Origin of the sequence: Pseudomonas sp. P7779, assembly GCF_013386315.1 — a bacterium.
GTDB lineage: Bacteria > Pseudomonadota > Gammaproteobacteria > Pseudomonadales > Pseudomonadaceae > Aquipseudomonas.
Window position 1 is genome coordinate 95,270 of record NZ_JACARZ010000016.1, and the last position, 22,556, is coordinate 117,825.

At 59.9% G+C, this 22,556-nt stretch carries 26 protein-coding genes; 14 read left to right on the forward strand and 12 right to left on the reverse strand.

Annotation, left to right across the window (positions count from 1 at the left end; all coding sequences use genetic code 11):
- Window positions 1-214: 214 nt before the first annotated feature.
- The 3 genes from HX869_RS05440 (at window position 215) to HX869_RS05450 (ending at window position 4,478) form a co-directional block, all read left to right on the forward strand.
- Window positions 215-2,347: an FUSC family protein gene (locus tag HX869_RS05440; RefSeq protein WP_178902846.1), complete on the forward strand. Its 2,133-nt coding sequence runs from the start codon at window positions 215-217 to the stop codon at window positions 2,345-2,347.
- A gap of 73 nt (window positions 2,348-2,420) precedes the next feature.
- Window positions 2,421-2,924, forward strand: a complete 504-nt coding sequence (locus tag HX869_RS05445; RefSeq protein WP_003207381.1) for a FadR/GntR family transcriptional regulator — start codon at window positions 2,421-2,423, stop codon at window positions 2,922-2,924.
- Between the two features lie 237 nt (window positions 2,925-3,161).
- Window positions 3,162-4,478, forward strand: a complete 1,317-nt coding sequence (locus HX869_RS05450; protein WP_177008592.1) for an OprD family outer membrane porin — start codon at window positions 3,162-3,164, stop codon at window positions 4,476-4,478.
- 6 nt (window positions 4,479-4,484) lie between these two features.
- Here HX869_RS05450 and HX869_RS05455 read toward each other — a convergent pair whose 3' ends face one another.
- The gene (locus HX869_RS05455; protein WP_178902839.1) at window positions 4,485-5,213 is read right to left on the reverse strand and encodes a helix-turn-helix domain-containing protein; all 729 of its coding nucleotides are present in this window, start codon (window positions 5,211-5,213) and stop codon (window positions 4,485-4,487) included.
- Window positions 5,214-5,421: 208 nt separating this feature from the next.
- Here HX869_RS05455 and HX869_RS05460 point away from each other — a divergent pair, with 208 nt between their 5' ends.
- Complete coding sequence (locus HX869_RS05460) at window positions 5,422-6,327, forward strand: LysR family transcriptional regulator (RefSeq protein ID WP_003207388.1); 906 nt, start codon at window positions 5,422-5,424, stop codon at window positions 6,325-6,327.
- A gap of 94 nt (window positions 6,328-6,421) precedes the next feature.
- The gene (locus HX869_RS05465; protein WP_177122354.1) at window positions 6,422-7,438 is read left to right on the forward strand and encodes a hypothetical protein; all 1,017 of its coding nucleotides are present in this window, start codon (window positions 6,422-6,424) and stop codon (window positions 7,436-7,438) included.
- Between the two features lie 261 nt (window positions 7,439-7,699).
- Here the strand turns inward: HX869_RS05465 and HX869_RS05470 are convergent, their stop codons facing one another.
- Window positions 7,700-8,356, reverse strand: coding sequence for a metalloregulator ArsR/SmtB family transcription factor (locus HX869_RS05470; RefSeq protein ID WP_003207391.1), 657 nt, complete (start codon window positions 8,354-8,356; stop codon window positions 7,700-7,702).
- Between the two features lie 180 nt (window positions 8,357-8,536).
- On the opposite strand from HX869_RS05470, the gene HX869_RS05475 reads away from it, so the two are divergent.
- The gene (locus HX869_RS05475) at window positions 8,537-9,595 is read left to right on the forward strand and encodes a YhcG family protein (protein ID WP_087692415.1); all 1,059 of its coding nucleotides are present in this window, start codon (window positions 8,537-8,539) and stop codon (window positions 9,593-9,595) included.
- 78 nt (window positions 9,596-9,673) lie between these two features.
- A complete protein-coding gene (locus tag HX869_RS05480) occupies window positions 9,674-10,873 on the forward strand; it encodes a lysozyme inhibitor LprI family protein (RefSeq protein ID WP_178902840.1) in 1,200 nt (399 codons plus the stop codon).
- 4 nt (window positions 10,874-10,877) lie between these two features.
- Here the strand turns inward: HX869_RS05480 and HX869_RS05485 are convergent, their stop codons facing one another.
- The 4 genes from HX869_RS05485 to HX869_RS05500 all read right to left on the reverse strand — a co-directional run bounded on the left by HX869_RS05485 (window position 10,878) and on the right by HX869_RS05500 (window position 12,770).
- Window positions 10,878-11,198 carry a hypothetical protein gene (locus HX869_RS05485; protein WP_178902841.1) on the reverse strand — a complete coding sequence of 107 codons (321 nt, stop codon included), beginning with the start codon at window positions 11,196-11,198 and terminating at the stop codon, window positions 10,878-10,880.
- A gap of 66 nt (window positions 11,199-11,264) precedes the next feature.
- On the reverse strand, window positions 11,265-11,441 hold the full coding sequence (locus HX869_RS31780) for a KGG domain-containing protein (protein ID WP_177039985.1): 177 nt from the start codon (window positions 11,439-11,441) through the stop codon (window positions 11,265-11,267).
- A 104-nt stretch (window positions 11,442-11,545) separates the two neighbouring features.
- The gene (locus HX869_RS05495; RefSeq protein ID WP_008435010.1) at window positions 11,546-12,022 is read right to left on the reverse strand and encodes a hemerythrin domain-containing protein; all 477 of its coding nucleotides are present in this window, start codon (window positions 12,020-12,022) and stop codon (window positions 11,546-11,548) included.
- A gap of 190 nt (window positions 12,023-12,212) precedes the next feature.
- Window positions 12,213-12,770, reverse strand: coding sequence for an ATP-dependent Clp protease proteolytic subunit (locus tag HX869_RS05500; RefSeq protein ID WP_008435011.1), 558 nt, complete (start codon window positions 12,768-12,770; stop codon window positions 12,213-12,215).
- A gap of 156 nt (window positions 12,771-12,926) precedes the next feature.
- On the opposite strand from HX869_RS05500, the gene HX869_RS05505 reads away from it, so the two are divergent.
- Window positions 12,927-13,148: a PLD nuclease N-terminal domain-containing protein gene (locus HX869_RS05505; RefSeq protein ID WP_003207401.1), complete on the forward strand. Its 222-nt coding sequence runs from the start codon at window positions 12,927-12,929 to the stop codon at window positions 13,146-13,148.
- 54 nt (window positions 13,149-13,202) lie between these two features.
- Here the strand turns inward: HX869_RS05505 and HX869_RS05510 are convergent, their stop codons facing one another.
- Both HX869_RS05510 and HX869_RS05515 read right to left on the reverse strand, forming a co-directional pair.
- On the reverse strand, window positions 13,203-13,763 hold the full coding sequence (locus tag HX869_RS05510; protein WP_178902842.1) for a type 1 glutamine amidotransferase domain-containing protein: 561 nt from the start codon (window positions 13,761-13,763) through the stop codon (window positions 13,203-13,205).
- Window positions 13,764-13,792: 29 nt separating this feature from the next.
- Window positions 13,793-14,296: a DUF4142 domain-containing protein gene (locus tag HX869_RS05515; RefSeq protein WP_003207404.1), complete on the reverse strand. Its 504-nt coding sequence runs from the start codon at window positions 14,294-14,296 to the stop codon at window positions 13,793-13,795.
- A gap of 196 nt (window positions 14,297-14,492) precedes the next feature.
- Between HX869_RS05515 and HX869_RS05520 the strand changes: the two genes are divergently transcribed.
- The 3 genes from HX869_RS05520 to HX869_RS05530 are packed head-to-tail and all read left to right on the forward strand — an operon-like array spanning window position 14,493 to window position 15,922.
- The gene (locus tag HX869_RS05520; protein WP_003207405.1) at window positions 14,493-14,717 is read left to right on the forward strand and encodes a hypothetical protein; all 225 of its coding nucleotides are present in this window, start codon (window positions 14,493-14,495) and stop codon (window positions 14,715-14,717) included.
- A 15-nt stretch (window positions 14,718-14,732) separates the two neighbouring features.
- Complete coding sequence (locus HX869_RS05525) at window positions 14,733-15,164, forward strand: hypothetical protein (protein WP_003207407.1); 432 nt, start codon at window positions 14,733-14,735, stop codon at window positions 15,162-15,164.
- Window positions 15,164-15,922 (forward strand): DUF72 domain-containing protein, encoded by a 759-nt coding sequence (locus HX869_RS05530; protein WP_178902843.1) that lies wholly within the window; start codon window positions 15,164-15,166, stop codon window positions 15,920-15,922. Before HX869_RS05525 ends, HX869_RS05530 begins: the two co-directional genes overlap by 1 nt.
- On the opposite strand, the gene HX869_RS05535 is transcribed toward HX869_RS05530, so the two are convergent.
- The 3 genes from HX869_RS05535 to HX869_RS05545 form a co-directional block, all read right to left on the reverse strand.
- Window positions 15,880-16,668: a DeoR/GlpR family DNA-binding transcription regulator gene (locus HX869_RS05535; RefSeq protein WP_003207411.1), complete on the reverse strand. Its 789-nt coding sequence runs from the start codon at window positions 16,666-16,668 to the stop codon at window positions 15,880-15,882. The two genes, HX869_RS05530 and HX869_RS05535, sit on opposite strands and share 43 nt — an antisense overlap.
- A 398-nt stretch (window positions 16,669-17,066) precedes the next feature.
- Window positions 17,067-18,008: an alpha/beta hydrolase gene (locus HX869_RS05540; protein WP_177008586.1), complete on the reverse strand. Its 942-nt coding sequence runs from the start codon at window positions 18,006-18,008 to the stop codon at window positions 17,067-17,069.
- Between the two features lie 98 nt (window positions 18,009-18,106).
- Window positions 18,107-18,994 carry a LysR family transcriptional regulator gene (locus HX869_RS05545; protein WP_178902844.1) on the reverse strand — a complete coding sequence of 296 codons (888 nt, stop codon included), beginning with the start codon at window positions 18,992-18,994 and terminating at the stop codon, window positions 18,107-18,109.
- A 131-nt stretch (window positions 18,995-19,125) separates the two neighbouring features.
- On the opposite strand from HX869_RS05545, the gene HX869_RS05550 reads away from it, so the two are divergent.
- Window positions 19,126-19,971, forward strand: a complete 846-nt coding sequence (locus HX869_RS05550; protein ID WP_134326398.1) for an SDR family NAD(P)-dependent oxidoreductase — start codon at window positions 19,126-19,128, stop codon at window positions 19,969-19,971.
- Between the two features lie 3 nt (window positions 19,972-19,974).
- On the opposite strand, the gene HX869_RS05555 is transcribed toward HX869_RS05550, so the two are convergent.
- Window positions 19,975-20,730, reverse strand: coding sequence for a DeoR/GlpR family DNA-binding transcription regulator (locus HX869_RS05555; RefSeq protein WP_087692407.1), 756 nt, complete (start codon window positions 20,728-20,730; stop codon window positions 19,975-19,977).
- An 82-nt stretch (window positions 20,731-20,812) separates the two neighbouring features.
- Between HX869_RS05555 and nudK the strand changes: the two genes are divergently transcribed.
- The gene (gene nudK, locus HX869_RS05560) at window positions 20,813-21,400 is read left to right on the forward strand and encodes a GDP-mannose pyrophosphatase NudK (RefSeq protein WP_003207421.1); all 588 of its coding nucleotides are present in this window, start codon (window positions 20,813-20,815) and stop codon (window positions 21,398-21,400) included.
- Window positions 21,400-22,556 (forward strand): lipase family protein (locus tag HX869_RS05565; protein WP_218646258.1); only part of this gene is annotated, 1,157 nt, incomplete at its 3' end. The genes nudK and HX869_RS05565, both read left to right, overlap by 1 nt.

The window sequence follows — 22,556 nt, forward strand, 5'->3', positions numbered from 1 at the left end:
CTCATCCACGGCTGTAAACGCTATTTATTGTGGATTTTTACGTAACAGTCATTCACGTTTCTGATGACTTACCGGGGCGCATGGAAGCCCCTAGAGTCGCCGCCCCATTTCCCGTCAGCCGGAAGGTCGCGTGCCTCGACTCACTGTTCGTCGTTTCAATATCGCCGGTAGAGCGGGCCGCTGGCTGGTGTCGCTGCCCTGGCGCCGGGGCTTCATGGAGTGGGCCCGCAGCGATGGGGTGATGTGGATCTACCTGGGCAAGGTATTGATCGCCTCGTACCTGACCCTGTGGCTGGCGATGCGCCTGGAACTGCCACAACCGAGCACCGCGATCACCACTGTGTTTATCGTGATGCAGCCCCACAGCGGGCACGTCCTCGCCAAGAGTATCTATCGCTTCATCGGCACGTTGGTGGGCTCATCGTTCATGGTGCTGTTGATGGCCCTGTTTGCCCAGAGCACCGAGCTGTTTCTCGCGGGCCTGGCATTGTGGGTGGGGTTGTGTTCCGGTGGTGCCGCGCGCAATCGCAACTTCCGCGCCTATGGATTTGTGCTCGCCGGCTACACGGCGGTGATGGTCGGGCTTCCCGTGGTGGGCCATCCGCAGCAGGTATTCATGGCGGCCGTCTGGCGAGTGCTGGAGATCACCTTGGGGATCGTCTGCGCGACGCTGATCAGCGCCACCGTATTGCCTAAAACCTCCAGCGTGGCGATGCGCAACACGTTGTACCAACGCTTTGGCCGCTTTGCCGGATTTGTGCGGCAGCGCCTGCGTGATACCGGTGACCAGGCGGCCTTCGAGAGCGCCAACCTGGGGTTTATCGCCGAGGCCGTTGGCCTGGAAGTAATGCGCAGCGTCAGCGTGTTCGAAGACCCTTACATGCGCCAGCGCAATGGGCGAATCAACCGCCTCAACAGCGAGTTCATGGCGATCACCACGCGTTTCAACGCGCTGCATCAACTGCTTGAACGGGTTCGCCTGCGCGGTGGCGTGGAGGTGGTCCAGGCCGTCGATCCGGGGTTGATCGCGTTGGCCGAGCTGCTCAAACCCTTCGCCGGGCACCCATTGACGGACCGTGACGCGGCCGTGCTGTCCACCGAACTGAAAGTCTACAAAGCCGGCTTGCCAGACCGGGTCCGGCGCCTGCGTGCGGCGTTGCAACATACCGCTCCCGTAGCCGATGACCTGCTGGACTTTCACACCGCGTATGAACTGCTCTACCGCTTTGTCGACGAGCTGCACAGCTACGCCCAGACGCATGCGTCCCTCGCCGATCACAACCATGTGCGAGAGCAATGGAACGAACCGTTTCAACCTCGGACCAACTGGCTGGCGACCCTTGCGGCCGGGTTGCGCGCCGCGGTGGTGTTACTGGTGCTCAGTACGTTGTGGATTGCCACCAGTTGGCCCAGCGGCGCGGCCATGACCCTGGTGTCGGCGCTGACCGTAGGCCTGTCGGCGTTCTCTGCCAACCCCAGGCGCATGTCGTTTCAAATCGCCTGCGGTACGCTACTGGCAGCGGTGATTGGCATTTTCGAAGTGTTTTTCGTGTACCCGATGATCGACGGTTTTCCGTTGCTGTGCGTGGTCATGGCGCCGGTGATCGTACTGGGTTCGTTCTGGCTGGCGAGGCCGCAATTGGCCGGCTATGGCCTGGGCATGCTGGTGTTTTTCGGCACCAGCTCAGTGCCTGCCAACCTGACGCTGTACAACCCCTACGGGCTGATCAATGACTATCTCGCCATGGTGTTTGGCATGTTGGTGTGCGCCGCGGCGGGGGCGATTATCCTGCCACCCAACAGCCCTTGGCTGTGGCGCCGGCTGGAACAGGATCTGCGCCGCCAGGTGGTGGTTGCCATCAGCGCGCCGTTGCCGGCGCTGGGCTCCGGTTTCGAAAGCGGCACCCGCGACCTGCTCAACCAGGCCTACAACTTTGCGGCGGGCAGGGCATCGGTGCAGCATCGCCTGCTGCGCTGGACGTTCGTGGTACTGGACGTGGGGCACGCGATCATCGAGTTGCGCCGCGAGCAGGCCCGGTTGCCGGCGCAGGCCTGTTACGCCGAGAGCATGCCCTGGCGCCTCGCCATCCGGGCAACGGGTCGCGCACTGGTGCGGTTGTTCGTCAAGCCTGGGCCCGGTTATTTGCAGCGCGCGCTGGAGGCTGTCGAGCACGCCATTGAGTGCGTGCAACAGACCGATGAGCCATTCGCCGGGAACTTTGAGACTTCAGCCCTGAGACGGGTGGAAAGCTACCTGCACTTCATCCGCACCTCGCTGCTCGACCCGCAATCGCCGCTGGTCCACTACAACCAGCCGGGAGAAAAAGTGGCGCAATCGAGCGACTAGTTGGCGGGCCGGAAGGAGTCTGGGTGAGCATAAATCTCCATACTCGAGGGGCATGATCTTTCAGGAGTGGCCCATGTACGCCGGTCTTTGCAATCACGCCTGGGTCGCCTCGATCATCGATGGCATTCGTGAACAACGTAGCGCGATCCGCGACCACCTGGAGGCCCAGTACCTGCTGGAAGTCGAAACCGCCCGACTCGCTGCGCGCCGTCGCACCCTGGAGGATATCCGCCGGTTGTGGCACGCCCTGGCGCGGCGTGGCGAATATAACCTCGGGGATCAACTCGACGATTTCGTCGACCGCGACCAGGCCTTGCACGGTGCGGTGGCCGTGGCTTCCCACAACGTGGTCTTGCAGTCGATGTACCGCGCATTCAGCTCTTCGTTCCACAGCCAGTATCTGGCGATTTTTGCCGACAACGAGTTGTATGAGCCGGGGCTTGAAGCCCATGCGCAAGTCGTCCAGGCGATTATCTTTGGCGATGAAGACGCGGCAGTCGAGGCGGTACGCGCGATGTTCGATCCCATGCTGGAAAAGCTCCGCTGGCTGTCGGAGCGAGACGGCACTGCAGCGTGAGTCGTTGTACTCGCAGTTGACTTAAGACCCTCGAGGAAAGCCCGTTCCAGACGCCTGCGCGTCGTCCTCATTGTTACAAAAACTGGAAAAGTGAATGCCCGTTTTGGCGGCTGTTTTCACAACCGCCAGGCCTATATCGTGCGCGCCTCCCGTCGAATGAAAACACTGCAACACACAATAAAAACGGCTGCCATCACTGGGTCGACGGGACAGTCGTGTTCACTGTTCGGAGCCTTCATGAACCACAAGACTTACCTGGCCCTGGCCGTTTCTTTCGGCGTTGTACAGCAGGCGGCTGCATCGGGTTTTATCGACGACAGTAAAGCGACCCTGGACCTGCGCAACTTCTATCTCAACCAGGACACGCGCAATGCCAAGGGGGCCTCGGACCGGGAATGGGGCCAGGCCTTCATGTTCAATTATCAGTCCGGTTTCACCGAGGGGGTGGTGGGCCTGGGGTTGGATCTGCAAGAGCTGTACGGCGTACGGCTGGATGCGTCAGGGCGTGCCGGCAAGGTGGGGGAGGACAACACACCCGGTAGCGTCTTCCCGCTGTCTGATGGCAAGGCTGCCAATGATTTCAGCAAGACCGGGGTCACCGGCAAAGTGCGCATCTCCCAGACCCAACTGAAAGTGGGCACGCTGATGCCCCGGGTGCCGGTACTGATGTATGAAGACGGCCGGTTGTTGCCCCAGACTTTTCGTGGCTACCAGGTGGACTCCAAGGACCTGAAAGACTTCAACCTCGTCGCCGGCAAAATCGAGCAGGTGCTTGACCGTAACTCCAGCAACGGCCAGGGCTTGTCCATCGCTGGCGCAAACGATCCGGTCAAGGGCACGTCCAGCAATCAGTTTTACTACGGTGGTGTGGATTACGCCGTAAGCAAGCAGATGCAGTTGCAGTATTACTACGCGAATCTTGAAAACTTTTACCAGCAACACTTCTTCGGCCTGGTGCACAACTGGCGGTTGCCGGTGGGCCAGTTCAAGAGTGACCTGCGCTACTTCCACAGTACCTCGGACGGTAAGAACTCCAGTGCGGCGGGGCGTGCCGAGGGCTACGTCAGCTCGGGTTACTACGGGCCGGGCGTCAACAATGGCAAGGTCGACAATAACCTGTGGAGTGCCTTGTTTACTTATTCGCTGCAAGGCCATTCGGTGAGCCTGGGGTATCAGAAAACCACGGGCGAAAGTGACTTCCCCCATATCAACCAGGGGCAGGGCCGCTCGGTGTATTTGATCACCAACTCCCAGTCGTTGAAGTTCGTCAACGCCGGGGAACAGGCCACGGTGGCCAGCTATGCCTATGATTTTGCGAACCTGGGCGTGGCGGGGCTGAAGACCAGCGTCACCTACATACATGGCAGCCACATCCGCACGGCAGGTCGTGACAATACCGAGTGGGAGCGGGACGTGCGGGTTGACTATGTGATTCCTGCCGGCACCTTCAAGGGGCTTGGGTTCATGTGGCGTGGTGCGGTGCTGCGGGGTAATGACAGCGCTGACAAAGACGAAGCCCGGTTGATGGTCAGCTACAGCATTCCTTTGCTGTAGGCCGGCTCAACGCTGGGCGAAATACCTGGCCGGGCTGCAACCGAACACCGAGCGGAACACGGCGATAAAGCTGCTGGAGCTTTCGTAGCCAATCGCGGCGGCGGTGCTGCTGACGCTTTCCCCCGCCGCGAGGTTTTCCAGGGCCACCATCATCCGCAAGCGTTGGCGCCAGGCGCCGAAGCCCATGCGGGTCTGGGCAGCAAACAGCCGCTCCAGGGTGCGTGCACTGGCGCCTACCTCGAAGGCGATTTCCTTGAGCGGCCGAGTGTCGTTGGGGTTTTGCTTGATCAGGTTGGCGGCGCGCACCGCGCGTTTATCCGAGGGTTCAGGCAGGTAAAAGGCGTCTTGCTCAAGCAATGCCAGGTGGTCCAGCAGCACGGTGCCCAGGCGGCTTTCGCGGCTGTGCTCGGGGTACTCGCCTGGCAGTTGCGCGCAGGCCAGGATCAGCTCGCGCACCAGCGTCCCGACATTTAACACTGCGCAGCGGGCCCACGGTGGAATGCTGGCCGCGCCCTGACGCACATATACGGTACGCATCGACACCTGACGCGAATGCTTGAAGGTGTGGCTGACACCTGGCGGAATCCAGAGCGCCCGCTGCGGTGGCAGAACCCAGATGCCTACGGCCGTCAGTACCGTCATCGAACCTTTGATGGCGTACATGATTTGCGCGTGTTCCGGGTGAACGTGAGGTTCACGCAAGCCGGGCAAATACTCCCGGACCAAACCTTGCACGGGGGCCGCGCCAAACTTAATCGATGGGTGTTCAAGCATGGCGCGATCCCGATATTTTCTAGATAAGGAGGGATTTTGTGCCAGATCAAAAGGGCTGTAAAGCCGCAGTTTGGCCTACCGAAAAACCGTCGGATTGGCTAGGGCGCTTGGGTTTGCGGTTGGGTACTGTCGATGCTTTTGGCGTGCGCCCTTCAAGGAAACCTCACCGATGTCCATCGGAAAAAACTTCGCCGGCGTCATCGCCTTCATGAAAGTCGCGGCCAGCGAAAGCTTCAGCGAGGCAGCACGCGACCTGGGCATTTCAGTGCCTTCGGTGAGTCGCAGCATTACCCGCCTGGAAACCCAACTGGCGATTAAGCTGCTGGAACGCACGACCCACAGCGTAGCGGTCACGCAGGAAGGGCGCCGGTTTTTTCAAGAGTGCCTGCCCAGTGTCGAGCATCTGTTGCGCACGACCGAAGCGCTGAAACACGCTACCCAGTCGCCGTCCGGCGTAGTGCGCGTAAGCTCTACCGTGGGTTTTGGGCGCAAGTGCATTGCGCCGCTGTTGCCTGGGTTCTGTAAGTCCCACCCGGACATCACCCTCGAATTTGATCTGAATGATCGCCATGTGGATTTCGCCGAAGGTCGCGTGGATGTCGCGATTCGCAACGGGCGGCTGGAGGACGCCGATGTGATCGCCAGGCAACTGGCGCCGATGAGTTTCGTCACCTGCGCCGCGCCTGAGTACCTGCACTCAGCCGGCTACCCGCAGACCCTGGAAGACCTTGCGGCGCACAAGACTATCGCCTTTCGCCTGGCGCAGTCGGGCAAGCCGCATGTGTGGGAGTTTGAAGTCGACGGGCAGTTCATACGGCTGCCGTTGCCTTACAGCCAGTTGTTCAATGACCCGGAGCTAGTGGCGCTCGCGGCCGTAGCCGGCGGTGGTGTGGCACAGCTGGCCGGCTATCAGGCGCAGCACTGGATCGCGCAACAGCGTTTGATCGTTTTGCTGCCGGGTTATGCGGCGCAGGCGCGGGGCAGGGGGCATTACATCTGCTATCGGCAGCGCGACAAGATACCGCTGCGAGTCAAGCTGTTCGTCGACTACATGGTGCAAGCCTTCCAGGCATGACCATTGGGTAAAAGGCTTTTGCCTGGGTGCCTAATTGTCGCGGGTGGCGATGGCTGGGCACTATCCGGGTGATATTTATCACCGGGAAATCAATATGTTAAGCAAAGCTATCAAACCCTGGCTGGAATGGCTGTGGCTGCTGCCGTTCGCCGCGGCGCTGTATTATCCGTGGGCGCTGGCGTGGAGTAACCAGGCGCATGTGGCAGGCGCCGGCACCCCGGTCGTCCTGGCGCTGATCCTGAGTGCCTATGCGGTGCCGCTGTTGGCGTTTGCCTGTGTGTATGTCACCGGTGTTCAACCGGTCATGAGCGCACGCCTGGTCCTGGCGCGACGCTTGTCGTGCCTGGCGGTGGCTGCGCCTCCTGCGTACACGCTTATGGGCGTCTTGCTGTACCTGATGAAAATCGAGGGCCACGACATCGCGGTATGGAGCGGGCTGTGGCTGGCGCTGGCGGGCTTTTTTGCGATGGTGTCGTCAACGGGCCCGAGCATCAGCTTGGTGACCTTGGACAAGACCTATATCAAGCTGCGTGTCGCCCACGGCATCGCCTCGGTGGCGATCCTGTTGGTGTTTCTCGCGCCGCACCTGTTCAACCACCTCCTGGGTGTACTGGGTACCGATGTGCATAAGTCGGTGATGGACGTGCTGCGACGGGTGTATCGCAATGGCTGGCTGGAGCCGGTGATCATTGTCACGTTTTTCTTTCAGATTCTCAGCGGGCTGGTGTTGATTCGCCCGAAGACCGTCACGCGTGCCGACCTGCTGGACGCGTTACAAACCGCCTCCGGCGCCTATCTCTCGCTGTTTATCGCGTCCCATATCAACTCGGTGTTTACCCTGGCGCGTTACTTCGGCACCGACACCGATTACGCCTGGGCCGTGGCCGAGCCCGTAGGGTTATTGGCGGATCCATGGAGCATTCGGCTGCTGCCGCATTACTCGCTGGCGGTGTTCCTGCTGATTGGGCATCTGGGTTGTGGTTTGCGAGGTGTATTGCGTAATCACAATGTCAGCGAGTCACGCAGTTCGCTGTTGACCTGGCTGTTGATTGGCATGGGCGCCATAGTCACGATCATCATTACCAGCGGCATGCTGGGGGTCAGGGTTTAGGCTGTTTACGGCACCGTAAAAAGTATTGGCTTGTGTAATTCAAAGCGCTCAACGTATTATCCAAGATCTCTCTTGGTTATATGATTGGTGGGCATTGCGCCACTACACCGGAATCTGTCCTTCCTGCAATGGGCTTGAGTACGGCGTGAGGCTTAGGCTGCGATGGACTGCGCAGCGGTCGTGAATCCTGAACCGTTGGTGTATCCGGGACACTGCGGCGCTGGAATTGCGGTTGCTGCGCAGCCCATCGCAGCCTCTTTCTTACAGGCGGCGGGGCTGGATGCTGTAGGCGCAGCGCCGGTCCCCGGAAATCAAATGCTCGCGCCGCTCCACCACATTCTCATCGCCCAGGGCTGCCTGGAAGATCTGCAGTTCCGAGCGGCAGAACCCCTGGCATTTACGGGCGGCGACGCAGATCGGGCAGTGGTTCTCCACCAGCAGCCAGCCATCGTCCAGCGGCTCCATCTGCGCCATGTACCCGGCGCGTTCGCGAATCTGTACCAGGATCTCGACTTTCTCCCGCAAGGTCGACGCGGCGGAGCAGGCCTGGGTGTATTCGTGCCTGGCCGTCGCTTCCATGCTGGCGATGACTTTTTCCACGCCTTCGCTGCCAAAAATTCCTTCAATGGACTCGATCAGGTGCAACGTCAGTACGCTGTGGGAATCGGGGAATTTGCTTTGGGCGGTTTCGGTCAATGTCCACTTCAACGAGGGCCGGCCGGCACCCGAGATGGGGGCCGATACACCGACGATCAACTGCGCGACCTGCAACTTCTGGATTTGCTGGCGGGCGGCTTCGGAGGTGATTTCCAGCAGTGCAGCCAGGTCCGTGGTTTTCAGCGGGCCACGGGTCTTGAGCAGGAACAGGATGCGGTCCCCGGTGGATGCCTGGCTGTCGTCGGTGGGTGTGGCGTTCATAGATCGGGAATAACCATGGAAGTGACCGGCTCATTTGACCACAGCACGCATGTTGAGGCACCCCTTGATGCGCCTGAAGGTACGGTTCCAGTTGATTTGTATCGAAAGCATTCTGCTGGCCCATTACGCATTTTTCCCTCGCTACTATCGGCCGCCTGCCCAACCCACGAGGGAAAAGGAATGAGTGAGACCCCCGATAGCCTGAACACACCACCCGAGGGATACAGCGACTGGCTGACTGATCTCAAGAGTCGAATCCACTGCGCCCAGCAACGTGCCACCCTGGCGGTAAACCGCGAGTTGGTGTTGCTGTATTGGCAAATCGGCCAGGATATTCTGACCCGGCAGGCACGGCAGGGCTGGGGGACCAAGGTGATTGAGCGGCTGGCGCAGGATTTGCGTTCAGCGTTTCCGGAGATGAAAGGTTTTTCGCCGCGTAACCTGAAGTACATGCGTGCATTTGCGGAGGCGTGGCCGGATTCCGAATTTGTGCAACAGGCTGCTGCACAATTGCCTTGGGGCCATAATCTGGTGTTGCTGGACAGGTTGCCCGGCCCCGAAACCCGTCGCTGGTACATTGCACAGGCCATCGAACACAACTGGTCGCGCAACATCCTGGTGATGCAAATCGAAGGTCGCCTGCTGGAACGCAGCGGCAACGCGGTCAGCAACTTTGACGGACTGCTGCCCAAGGCGCAATCCGACCTGGCTCGCGAATCACTTAAAGATCCTTACCGTTTCGACTTCCTGGGCCTGTCCCTTGACGCGCAGGAGCGTGAAATCGAAAACGCCCTGGTCAAACATGTCACCGATTTTCTGCTGGAGCTGGGCGCCGGTTTTGCCTTCGTGGGACGGCAAGTATTGCTGGACGTAGGGGGCGAGGAGTTTTTCGTCGACCTGCTGTTTTATCACCTCAAGCTGAGGTGCTACGTGGTGATCGAACTCAAGGCCGGTAAATTCAAACCCGATCATCTGGGGCAGTTGGGCTTTTACCTCGCTGCGGTAGACGCCCAGCTCAAGCACCCGCAGGACAGCCCCACCATCGGCCTGCTGCTGTGCAAGAGCAAGAACGAAGTAGTGGCCGAATACGCTCTGCGTGACAGCTCCCGTCCTATTGGGGTTGCCGAGTATCAGCTGGTGGAATCCCTGCCGGCAGAGCTGCAAACCAGCCTGCCCAGCATCGAACAGATTGAACGTGAACTGGCAAGTGATCGCCCTTCCATGGCGAGTGCTTCGTAGGACAGTGCCGACAGACTGGACATTGGCAATCGCGTCGGCACAATGAGCGCCTTGAAAGGAACTCACCCAAGGAAAGCCATGGCCCGCCGTATTCATTCTGCCTACCCAATGTTGTTGCTCACTGGCGTGCTGATGGGCGCGGGGATGCCTGCCAGTGGCGCGTCCTTCGATTGTAAAAAGGCCTCCACCACGGTGGAAAAGGCCATTTGCGCCAGCCCTGAATTAAGCGAACTCGACACTACGCTGGGCCTGTACTACAGCCAGGCAATGGCCAAACTGGCACCCGACCAGCGCGACGAATTGCGCCGTGGCCAGCGCACGTGGTTGCAGACTCGCAACGCGTGTGCCGGTACCCCCGAACAATTGCCCGGCTGCCTGCAATCCCAACTGAGCCAGAGAGTGGTCGAGGTGGGAACCATCACTCACAAAGACACCGCAGCCCTTGACGCAATCATTGCCAGTATTCCGTACCATCCGGCCCAGGCAGCTGAAGGGCTTCGGCGCTACCCGATGAACGATCTGGCCGCCGCCTGGCTGGTCTACCTGCAGCGTTTTGAACCTGACAGTGGCGTTACGGAGAATGAGGCCGAGGAGAATCGCAAGCAGGTTCTCATAGCACTCAAGGAAGACAGTTTTCCCTGGTCGATCTGGCAGGACCTGCAGAATGATCCTGCTGTCAGCCGTGACCGGGTGATGTTGACCTTGCTGCGCATGATGATCGAGCGCCAACAGTATGAGATGTACGCCGACCAACGCCCGTATGTGCACTGTTTCGTTTTCAGCCGGCAGGGTGAGGTCGGGTATGAGTCGTTCGGGTCGTTGTACGGCTCCACCCGCGACAGCTTTGCGCCGATTTGTGCCCCACAGGGTGATCTGTTTGCACAGCCGGCCTGGAAGCGGCTGGACGATTCGTTTACCGCGCCTTTGTCCACTGCATCGCAGAACGAAGGCACCATCCGCTTTGCCAGCTACGCCGACTGGAACACGCTTTCCCTCAAGGCCACCGCTTCGCCTCGGCTGTTTCTCCAGCCAGGCACCGCAGCGCAGTCCCAGGACCCGGAATCAGCCCTGCGCAACTGGGGCGCGGATAAACAGTGGCCTGCCAGGCAACGCCAGCAAGCGCTGGCCGCCATTGAGCCCGCACGGCAAGCGACGAGTGACTGGCTGCAACGCGAGCGCGGCTTCTCTGCTGCTGATGCCAGGCAAGCAGCCCGGGAAATCGTTCGGCAGTGGATGAACCTGCGCCTGGACTTTATCGGCGGCCCCAGCGAGAACTAATCGGTCAACTGCCCGATTCTGGCACGGCCTTTTTGCCGGTCTTGGTACCGGGATGCTGGGTCGAGGTGCCTTTATGGCGCGTGCTCTTCACGGTTTTAGACGGTGCAGGTGCTTTCGTTTCAGCGTCCTTGTTGCCACTGCTGTCAGCCCCGGACGGGCTGCTGGGATAGGTGCCGGGCGGCAGTGCCGAGCCAGGAGCGCTGTTGCCGCTCAGGGCGGGCACCTCGGGGGCGGTGTTGTCGCCGAAGGCTGCGTAGGCGGGGGCATACAGAACGAGCGCCAGGCTGGCGACAAGTACGATCCTTTGGGAAATGCTGGTCTTCATGACTCAATCCCTCTTGGCGATGGGGACCGAAGCCCGGAGCACATCCAGGCTTCGGCGACGCCTCAATCAAGACTTCCTGGAGCCTGGGGCGTGGCTATGAGCCCCGCCTTTTTTGCCCGCTTCAGAAGCCTTCTCGCGGTCATTGGCGAAGTTGCCGCCTGAACCCTGGCCGCCGCTTTTACGGTTTGGGTCTTTCTGGTCTTTGTGACCAGCACCTGGGGTAGTTTTTCCACTATTTGCCATTTTGAAAACCCTCAATGATGAGCGAATCAATGGTGTTGCCTAATTGGGAATCCTCCAGCCAATTCAAAGTTTGAAATAGTTTCCAGGCATGCGACGAATGGACATCAAGCCGCCATTGGCTTCGCGCCGGGTGCTTTCTTGTGCGCGGCTTTCATCGCTTCCATCTCCGCGCCCAGCTCTTCCAGCAAGGCCTTGCCCAGCAGCTTCCTGGCCTGCGGGAACATCTCGCTTTCTTCTTCCTCGATGTGGTGTTCCAACAGTTCCTTGACGACTTTCACCCGGCCGGAAAACTCGGTGGTGGAGGGCGAAGTCTGCTTCAGGTCCGGAAGGACGAGGGAGTCGACAGTGCGATGTTCTTCCTTGGCCTCGTGGTACATGATTTCCTGATCCTTGCCGCCGGCCTTGCGAAAAGCCGGGTAGAGGATTTCTTCCTCAAGGCGGGTGTGGAGGCTGATTTCCATTTCCAGCTTGGCCAGGAGCTCAGTGCGCTTCTTTACGCCGCGCTCGGTCGATTCACTGAGTTGATTCAGGATGGCTTTGACGCGTTCGTGGTCGGCCTTGAGAAGATCAATGGCATTCATGGGTGACACCTCACGGGTAGCGAAAGGGCGGGTCGAATTGCCCGCCTGTGCAGACCTCTACAGCATGAGTTGTACCAAGTTGAACGGAATATTTATTGGCTTATAAATCAATAGTTTATATCGAATAAATATCGACGCTGGTCGTGCAGGTTGCACGGTCCAGTGGCGGCTGGCATGCATTAAACCATGCCTAGCCGCCGCTGACTTTCCAGTGCTTGATGTCGTCGGCAAACACGATCTGCTCGACCTCATGGGCAATCCCGTAGGCCAGTGACTCGTGGGCGGCGATGACTTTTTCCTCGGCCGAGAGGCACTTGAAAATATCCAGGTGGGTTTCGGCGCTGGCGGTTTCCAGTTCGTAGATTTTCACGTAGCGCGCCAGGTCGTTGTCCAGGCTCGACAGGTATTCCCGCAGGCGCTGGTGGTCTACCGAGTTCTGGTTGAAATACCAGTTCATCGGATGGATCAGGAAGCGCGAGTGTGGCGTGGTGATCCGGCGGTTTGCCGCCAGGAACATGATGATGCCCATGGACTCGATATTGCCCGCATTGATCGCACACAGCGGCACCGGCAGGGACTTGAGGAAGGTGTAGAGGGTAAAACCGAAATTGGTGCTGCCGCCGGTGGTCGACAGGTTCAACAGCAACGAACTGGCGCCTTGATCGATGGCGTCCAGGCAGCAATCCCGAAAGCGCTCGGTGGTGCCCTGATCGATCTGGCAGTGAAAGTGGATGATGTGCTCGGTCATCCCGGGCCTCCGAGGGGTAAAAGGTAGTGTCCATTTGAGTCTAGAAGGTTACGGCCCGTGTGCCGCAACCGTCGGGCGAGAGCCATCCGTTGCAATTTTAATGAACCCTCGGGCGCGTTGCTTGACCTAACGCATACGACCTCAGGAGGATGAATCATGCAAATCGAATATGTCTGGATTGGCTTGGCGGTGATTCTGGTACTGCTGGAACTGTGGGCGATCAACAGCGTTCTGCGCAGTGGCAGTGGCTGGGAGACCAAGGGTTTATGGCTGGTGGTACTGATCTTCATGCCGCTGTTGGGGCTGATCCTCTGGGCGCTGTTTGGACCCAAGGGTGTGAACCGGGCGACACATGCCACTGAGCATGGCAAAGGCTAAGACAGAATCGAAAAAAAACAGGCGCCCGAGGGCGCCTGTTTGCATTGGCGGGCGTCAAGCCGCCAGTGTCTTGGCAATGGCCTCATTGAACGCCGGCAAGTCGTCGGGCGTGCGCGAGGTAATCAGGGTCCAGCCATTGGCCGGGCATTCCTTCACCTGCGTATCCACCCAGTTTGTTGCGCCGGCATTGACCAGGTCAGTGCGCACGCTTTTGTAGGAGGTGAGGGTCTTGCCGCCGATCACGCCGGCATCAATCAGGGCCCAAGGGCCATGGCAGATGGCTGCTACGGTTTTCCCGGCCTTGACGAAGTCGTTGATCAGCCGCAGTGCATCGGCGTCCTGGCGCAGGGTGTCGGCATTGACGGTGCCCCCGGGGATGACCAGTGCATCGAAGTCACTGCCGTGCAGGTCCGAGAGCTTGGCGTCGGACTCTACCGTCCTGTCTTTCTCGGTGTCCTTGAGAAAGGTCTGGGTGCTGCCACCTTTGCTGGAGCCGTGGGTCACCGTGGCGCCGAAACCACGCAGGGCTTCCAGCGGCTTGAGCAACTCGTCGCGCTCGATACCGGTGTTGGAGGTGATGATCAGAATCTTCTTGCCGTGCAGTTGCGAACTCATGGTCGAGTGTCTCCTGAGTGGGTCAATGATTAATTGGCGTGCTGGGACTGCAACTCCTTGGCCATCTTCAGATGGGTTTCGAGAGTCGGCAGGGTCTTCTCGGCAAAGGCCTTCAGTTCGGCGTTATCCGAGGAGGCGGCTTCTTTTTTGAACAGGGCCACGGTGTCTTCGTGGGCCTTTACCTGGTTGTCGGCGTAAGCCTTGTCAAAGGACTCTTCACGGATTTCCAGGATCATTTTCTTGGCCTTGTCGGTGAGGCTGGCATCGTCGGGCACCTTGATGTCGAGCTTCGTCGCCAGGGCCGTCAGCTCCTGGTTGGCCTTGGTGTGGTCGGTGATCATGTGTTGGGCAAACGCCTTGATATCAGCGGCACCGCTCTTTTCCAGCGCCAGTTTGCCGGCTTCTACTTCGGTGATGCCGCCCTGGGCTGCGGCGTCAACGAAGTCATTGGAAGTGGCGGCCATGGCCACACCCATCGAGCCCGCGGCCAGCGCGAAGGTCAGTCCCATTTGTTTCATCAGCAAGTGCTTCATGATGCTTCTCCTGAAGAGTGGCGCGATGCCGTTACCTGACTGTTGAGGGGGGGCAGCGCAAAAGGTTTAAATTAATTTGCCCCATTTTTCGGCGCATGCACCCGAGGCAATTTCCTTGAACTATCGAAAAACCTTGGGCTCTGCTGCATAACGGCTCCGCGCTGGAGCCTGACCTTTGAACCGCAGGAGAATCCCCATGGGCACTGAAAAAACCGCCGACAAAACCCCTGATGCGATCAGCTCTGAACAGGCGCAGAAAGGTCGCCAGGCTGCCGACCAGGACAGCTCTTTACAACGTCCCAATCCCAAGACAGAAACCATCGATAAGGTGATCACGCCGACGTCCATCAAGGACACACAACGGCAAACCGAGCAGATCAACGAGCAAGCCGCCAAGGCCGAGCGCAAGCTGGGTCAGTGAAGAACGGAGGCAGTCATGGGGCGATCCATCAGCGCCGGGGAACTGGGTATTGAGCTCAAGCCCGGTGATGACAACGCACTGTTCAAGTGGTTTGTCGCCAGCTTCCTGATGGGCAAGCGCATTCAGGCGCAGATCGCGGCGCAGGCCTATCAGGTGATTGTGGTGAAGCATGGCCGGGACACCCCGCGCAAACTGCAACACTGCACCTCCCGCGAACTGGTGGCCATGCTCGGTGAGGCGCATTACGTGCGTTACGACGAAAGCACCGCGCAACGCCTGCTCGACCTCAGCAGCAAGTTGAATGCGGAGTACGCGGGCAGGATCAGCCATATCCACGATGCCAGTGCCGACCGTGGGGAGTTTGAAAAACGCTTGAATGCGTTCGAGGGCGTCGGGCCGAAGACGGTGGAGATTTTCATGAGGGATGCGGCGTCGGTGTTGTTCTGATGCCGATTTTTCTCGGTTGTGCAGGTTGGAGCTTGCCTCGTGAGCAATGGCCAAGATTTCCCCGGCAGGGCACTCATCTGCAACGTTATGCCGCGTGCTTGAATGCGGTTGAAATCAACAGTTCCTTCTACCGCCCCCATCGCCCGCAGACCTACGCACGATGGGCGCAGTCAGTGCCGTCGGGCTTTGGTTTTTCGGTCAAGGTGCCACGGCACATCACCCATGAATTACGTCTGCGTGACTGCGATACGGCATTGGATGAGTTCCTTGCACAGTGCCTGCAATTGGGCGACCGCCTGGGCTGCCTGCTGGTGCAATTGCCGCCTTCTTTAAGCTACGACCCGATCATTGCCGGCGGCTTTTTCACAGCCTTGCGTCAACGCTTCGCTGGCCCTGTGGTGCTTGAGCCGCGGCACGCCAGTTGGGCGCAGGCCGACGGGCTATTGCGGGATTACCAGATAGGACGGGTCGCCGCCGACCCGCCGGTGATCGCTGATGGGGATGCACCGAAAGGCTGGCAAGGTGTGCGTTATTGGCGCCTGCATGGTTCGCCGCGTATCTATCACAGCGCTTACGAAACCGAGCGTTTGTGCGCGCTGGCCGAGGTATTGAGAGCCTCCCTGGAGGAGGGCATTCCGACCTGGTGTATTTTCGATAATACGGCCAGCGGTCATGCGCTGGTCGATGCGCTTGCCCTTCAAGCGATGCTTGCCCCTCAGGCATCCACTTGCATCACCTCCAGCCCCAGGCATTCATAAGCCTCGACGCTGCCCGGCGGCACGTGCCACTCGGTAATCAGGGTATGAATGCGGCTGCACGGTGCCACTACGAATGGCTCCACGGCGCCCAGCTTGTCGGCCAGGGTGACTGCCACCACGTGGGAGGCGCTGTCGAGCATAGCCTGTTTCACCGCCACTTCCTCGAAGTGCAACGAGCTGATACCGACCTGTGGATGCAGTGCGCACACGCCCGTGAACAGCAGGTCGGCCTTGATGCCCTGGATCAGCCGCAATGCTTCATGCCCGCTGGCGGCCATGGTCACCGGGTTGAGTTGGCCACCGGCAAGGATCACCGTCACATTGGGATGTTCGGACAACGCGATGGCAATCATCGGTGAGTGCGTGACGGCGGTCAGCTTGATGGAATGCGGTAGTGACTGGGCGATTTGCAGGGTGGTGGTACCGGAGTCGAACAGCACGATCTGGCCGTCCTCCACGCGATCGGCGGCGAGTTGCGCCAGGTGGCGTTTGGTCGCGGTGGTTTCGCCAAACCGGGTGAAGAAATCCTTGCCGGTGTCCTTGGGCCGTGGCAGCGCACCTCCATGCACGCGTTGCAGCAGACCGGCGGAGGCGAGTTCGCCAAGGTCGCGGCGAATGGTGTCCTGGGAAACGGCGAAATGCTCCACCAACTCCGAGGCAGTGACTTTACCGTCGCGCTCCAGCAGCAACAGGATTTTCTGTTTGCGCAGGGAGGGCAGGTCGATGGCAGCATGGGTGTTATGCATGTTTTTGCTCGTTGATGCGTGTTTATGCGAGATTAATCAGCATTAGGCGCAAACGCAATGGGTTGGGCTGTCGGTGATGCCCTGCCGAGTGAGCTGAGCACCATGGAAAAACCACACCCGGTCCGGTACCGAACCCCATGTTTCGATTCGCGAGGTGATGCAGGAGATTTTGCTGCCGCGAAGCTTTCCAGCAGGGCATTACTGAGCAAAAAAATCGTAAAAAAGTAAAAAGAGTTGTCCACGAAAACCGTGGGTATCTCTGTGGATAACTTCGCTTGAGCCCGGCGGGTATGGCGATTTAACCTGCGGTTAATATTTGATCAGTCACTGTTTATGGCCAGTATGGGCAGGCTTTGCGCCTTGACAGGCACCGGCGAAACCGGTGCCGAAATGCAGATTTACGAGTCGTTTGGGCGCCCGGTGGAGGGCCCGGCAACCTGAGTGGCGCGCTTCGATTGCATCAGGCTGTCCAACGCCTGGCGATAACTGCTGCCGGCCAGTCGCATGCTGTCGTTATGAGTGGCACCGGGTACCAGCAACAGGTGTTTCGGCTGTTGGGCGGCGTCAAACAGTTGCTGGCTGAAGCGCGGTGGCACGAAGGCATCGGCGAGCCCGTGAACCACCAGCAGCGGCATGTGGATATCAGCGATCTTGTCAATGGAATCGAACTTCTGCGACAGCAGCCAGCGCACCGGCAATGACGTATTGGCTACTGCCGTGGCCACATCTGCCAGGGAGGTAAAGGTGGACTCGATGACCAGTCCGCGCACTGGCGGCGGCACCTGATTGTCCGCTGCCTGCTTGCCCAGTTCCACCGCGAGGTCGATGGCCACCGCGCCACCCAGGGAGTGCCCGTAGATGAGGCGCTTGGCAGGATCGGGTTGCAGCACCTGGAAGCGTTCCCAGGCAATGCGCGCGTCTTCGTACACGCTGGTTTCCGACGGCAGGTCGCCTCGACTCTGGCCGAAGCCGCGGTAGTCGATGGCCAGTACGGAAAAGCCCAGGGCCCGTAGCTGTTCGATGCGAAACAGTTGGCCAGTGAGGTTCCAGCGCACGCCGTGCAGGTAGAGAATTGCCGGCGCGTCCTTCTGTGCCGCTGGCCACCACCAGCCATGAATATTCTGCCCTGCCTTGAAACTCGCGGGTTTCAGGTCGAATTCCTGCACATCACGCGGCAACCCGCTGTACCAGCTGGCAGTGCCTGGCTCCACGCGAAACAGCAACTCGCGTTCCTTGTGTTGCAGCACGGCGCAACCCACGGGCAGGCCGATGATCAGGGCGGCCATGCATAGCAAGGGAAACCAGCGCAGGCCGAGACGGGACAGAAAACGTGAAGACATGAAGGTTCCAGGACACAGGCGAAGCACGGGTTTTAACAGATGCCCTGGCCGCGCAGGAAATATTCAGACGGTCGTCACCGGACATTGCTTGCAAAGTATTACATCGCCTCGTCCAGCAGAGAAAAGAAGTGCCCGGCCAAGGGGGAAGAATGGCTGGTGTTCCAGTTGAGGTAGAGCCCGATGCTGGAGGACGCGGCGGTGAGGGGCACAAACGCCACCTTGTCACGGGGCATCGAACGGGCAATGGACTGCGGCACCAGCGTCACACCAAACCCGCACGCCACCAGGCCAATCAGGGTGGGTAATTGATCGGCTTCCTGGACCACCCTTGGAGAGAAGCCCGCGGCCTCGCATAAAGCGATCAACTGGTGGTGATAGCCACTGCCCAATGCCTGGGGCGTGAACACAAAATCGGCGCCGGCAAAGTCCTTCAGCTCGATAGCGGCGTCCTCCGCATTCGGATGGTCTGCGGGCAGCGCCAGCAGGATCGGTTCATCCAGCAGCAGCCGGGATTCGATGTTATCTGCCTGGCCTGGCAGATAGCGCAAAAAAGCGATATCGGTATCACCACTCAACAAGGCCTTGGCCTGGTTGGCAGAGGGCATTTCCTTGATCACCAACTGAACCCTGGGGAACGCCAGGCGAAACTGCCTGAGGGTATCCAGCAACCACGGATAGCCGGTGATCGACACCGAGGTGATGGTGAGCGTGCCGGCGGTTCCCTGGGACACCTGCCGGGCTTGCTCAATGCCTTGCTGCAATTGCCCGAGGACGGTGTAGGCCGTCTGAAGAAACGCCGCCCCGGCTGGCAGCAGCTTCACGCCACGACGGTCACGCTGCAGCAGGGCAAACCCCAACTTTGCCTCCAGGCGATTGATCGCCTGGCTCAACGCTGGCTGCGCCATATGCAGGCGCTCCGCAGCCTGGTGAAAGTGCAGCGCTTCGGCAACGGCAACGAACTGGCGCAACAGGCGGGTTTCGATCATCTGGGCTGTTCCTTCAGGTAGATGGCGGTGTGGGGCTTGATACGACGCAGGTATCAATATCGCTGTTTTTCAGTATTAAACAGGACGGCCACGGGTTGTTAGGGTGGAGTGCCTATCAGGAGAACGCGACGATGGACTTTACAGGTAAAACCGCAATCGTGACCGGTGCCGCCCGTGGCTTGGGGTTCAGCTATGCGCGCGAGTTGGCGCGACTCGGCGCGCAGGTGGTAATCAGTGATATCGGTGCCGACACCCTCGGCGATGGGGCTGATCCCCAGGTGGTACAGGCGGCCGCGCTGGCGCTGCAGGGTGAAGGCCTGCGGGTGGTTGGCCACGCGGGTGACCTGTCCGGCGAAGCGGGGTGTCGAGCGCTGATCGAGTGCGCCATCACGCATTTCGGGCAGCTCGATATCCTGATCCACAATGCTGGCTGGGTCGGCTATCAGCCCATCGAGGCCGCCGACGAGGCTTTCATCCGGCGGGCCATGGACGTCAATGTCTATGCACCGATCTGGCTGTGCAAACACGCGTGGCAGCACCTCACGCGATCTGCCGCACCCCGCATTGTGCTGACCACCTCCGACCGTGCGATGTATACGCGCTACGTCCAGCCGGGCCTGGCGGCCTACAGCGCGGGGAAGATGGCGCAACTGGGGATCATGAATGCCTTGAGCGGGGAAGGGGCGGAGGCCGGGATCCTGGTCAATGCCATCTCACCCGTGGCCAAGACCCGCATGTGGGGCGTGACCGGCGAGCCGCACAACCTCAAGCCGGAATGGGTCACGCCTGGGGTGATCTTCCTGGCTTCGGCTGCGTGCCAGGACAGCGGCTATATCCTGCGTGCCAGCAACGGCCAGTTCACCGCCACGCGGTTCGCGGAAAATCCGGGGGTCGAGTATCCGGTTGACCTGGCGCGGGTCAACGCCTCGGACGCTGCGCAAGTCGCCGCGTCATGGCAAGCCATCAAGGACTGTTGACGGTCACGCCAGGTAAAGCGTCAGGCCCTGAGCTTCGTAGGGTTGCAGCAGGGCTCGCGGCGTACTGGCCAATGCGACGATCGCGCTGACGTGTGTCAGCTCCACCACTTGGTAGGGCGACGCGGTGTTAAGCTTTTCCGAGGTGGCCAGCACGATGGTTTCTGCGGCCGCGTGACACAACGCGCGCTTGACCACTGCCTCTTCATAATCGCCGGTAGACAGGCCGGCATTCGGGTGCACGCTGCACACCCCCATGAAATACAGGTCGGCATTGACCCGGCCGATGGCCTCCAGCGTGGCCGCCCCCACCCCCACCAGTGAGTGGCGAAACAGCCGCCCGCCGAGCATGATCACTTCAATCTGCGGATGATCCACCAGGGCCATGGCAATCGACGGGCTGTGGGTGACCACGGTGGCATTCAGTTCCGCCGGCAAGTGATGGGCCAGTTGCAGGCACGTGGTACCGCCATCGATAAACACCACCTGGCCGGGCTGCACAAGTTGCGCAGCCGTCCGGCCAATGGCGATTTTTTCCTCCGGTACCAAGTGTTCCCGAACCGAAAAATCAGCCATCGCGGGGGATGCCGGCAAGGCGCCGCCGTGCACCCGCAGCAGCAAACCTTCCTTGGCCATTTCCCGCAGGTCACGCCGTATCGTGTCCTCGGAAACCTCCAGTGCCTGGCTCAACTCCTTGGCAATCAGCCGGCCGTCGCGGTGCAGCGTATCCAGCAGGTGTTGTTTACGTTGTTGGGTCAGCATCGGAAGCTTCCTGCACGTTTTTTCTTGACTGTGCACGATTTTGCACGACATGCTGAATAACACAAGACAAAAAGGTCCTGCCATGGAAAACAGTCCCGTCCGCATCCACGCCGAAGAACTGCTCTCGGATAATTGGTATGTGCTGAAAAAGTACACCTTTGACCTGCGCCGCCGCGACGGCAGTTGGCAGTCCCAGACCCGCGAGATCTATGACCGGGGCAATGGCGCGACGATCCTGCTGTACAACCGCGAGCGGCGCACGGTGTTGCTGATTCGCCAGTTCCGCATGCCTACCTACGTTAACGGCTACCACGGTTACCTGATCGAGTCTGCCGCCGGCCTGCTGGACAACGCCAGCCCCGAGGAACGCATTCGCCTGGAGGCGGAAGAAGAGACGGGCTACCGTGTGGGCCATGTAGAAAAGATCTATTCGGCCTTCATGAGCCCGGGCTCGGTGACCGAGCGCATTCACTTTTTCATCGGCGAATATCAGCCTGGCGACCGAGTCAGTGATGGCGGCGGGCTGGAGGATGAAGGTGAGGATATCGAAGTGCTGGAGTTGGGATTCGAGGAGGCCCTGGGTATGGTGGACAGTGCCGAGATCGTCGACGGCAAGACCATCATGTTGTTGCAGTACCTTGAATTGCGGATGTTGAAAGAGGGCTGGTGATGTCGCGTCGGTTATCGCTTGCGTTGGCGGTGTTGCTGGGGGGATGCAGTGGTGTGAGTGCTGCGCAAACGCCCGTCGGTGATGGTGGTGTTCCCGCGTTCTATACCTGGGCGGACAAGGTGCCCGCGTCACCCGGGCGGATGCTGCGCAGCGAGCCGTTGACCGAACAGCAAAGCCTGGCCGAGGCGGGGCAGAATATTCGCATCCTGTACACGTCCACCGACGGTCTCGATACCCATAAACGGATTGTCGTTTCCGGTGCGCTGTTCCTGCCCAAGGGCACACCGCCGCCGGGTGGCTGGCCCCTGATGGCGTGGGCCCACGGCACGGTGGGGAGTGCCGATATCTGCGCGCCGTCGTTCGCCGGTCGCAGCCCTCGGGATACGCGCTATCTCAATTATTGGCTGGCTCAGGGCTACGCGATTGTCGCTACCGATTACCAGGGGCTTGGGACGCCTGGCCTGCATCCGTATGGGCTGACCAGTCCGCTGGCCTATGGGGTGCTCGACAGCATTCGCGCGGTAGGGGCGGGTGGTTTCGAACTCTCCAAACGTGTGGTGGTGTTTGGGCAGTCACAGGGTGGCCGTGCTGCGTTTGCCACGGCGGTCTATGCGAAAGACTATGCGCCCGAGTTGGATATCGTGGGGGTGGTGGCGACCGGTACGCCTTACGCGGCTGCCCATAAAACGGGAGACGGTGCCGAGTTGGAAAAGGCCCGCAGTTCGGTGGTGCCGACCTTTGCCTATAACTTGCTGCGGCTGAGTACTGTCACGTTGTTTGATCCTGGGTTTGTGGCTGCGGATTACTTGAGCGAGCGTGCAGTGCCTGCGTTTGAGAGCAGCCAGCGGGATTGTTTGCATGCCATTGAGCAGCGGGTGATGGCTGATGGGCTCAGCTTCAATGACAGTTTCAAGCGGTCGCCGAAAGAGGCGCTCGACAAGGTTTATCGTGAGTCGGCGTATCCGACGTTGAAGACGGATATTCCGGTTTTTGTCGGTACGGGGGGGCGGGATCAGGATGTGTTTGTGCCTGGGCAAAAGGCGCTGGTCAGGGATGCGTGCAAGGTCGGGGACCGGATTGAATGGCATTTTTATCCTGAGCTGGATCACTCCGCTACGGTCAATGGTTCGCTCGTGGACTCGACGCCGTTTGTGCG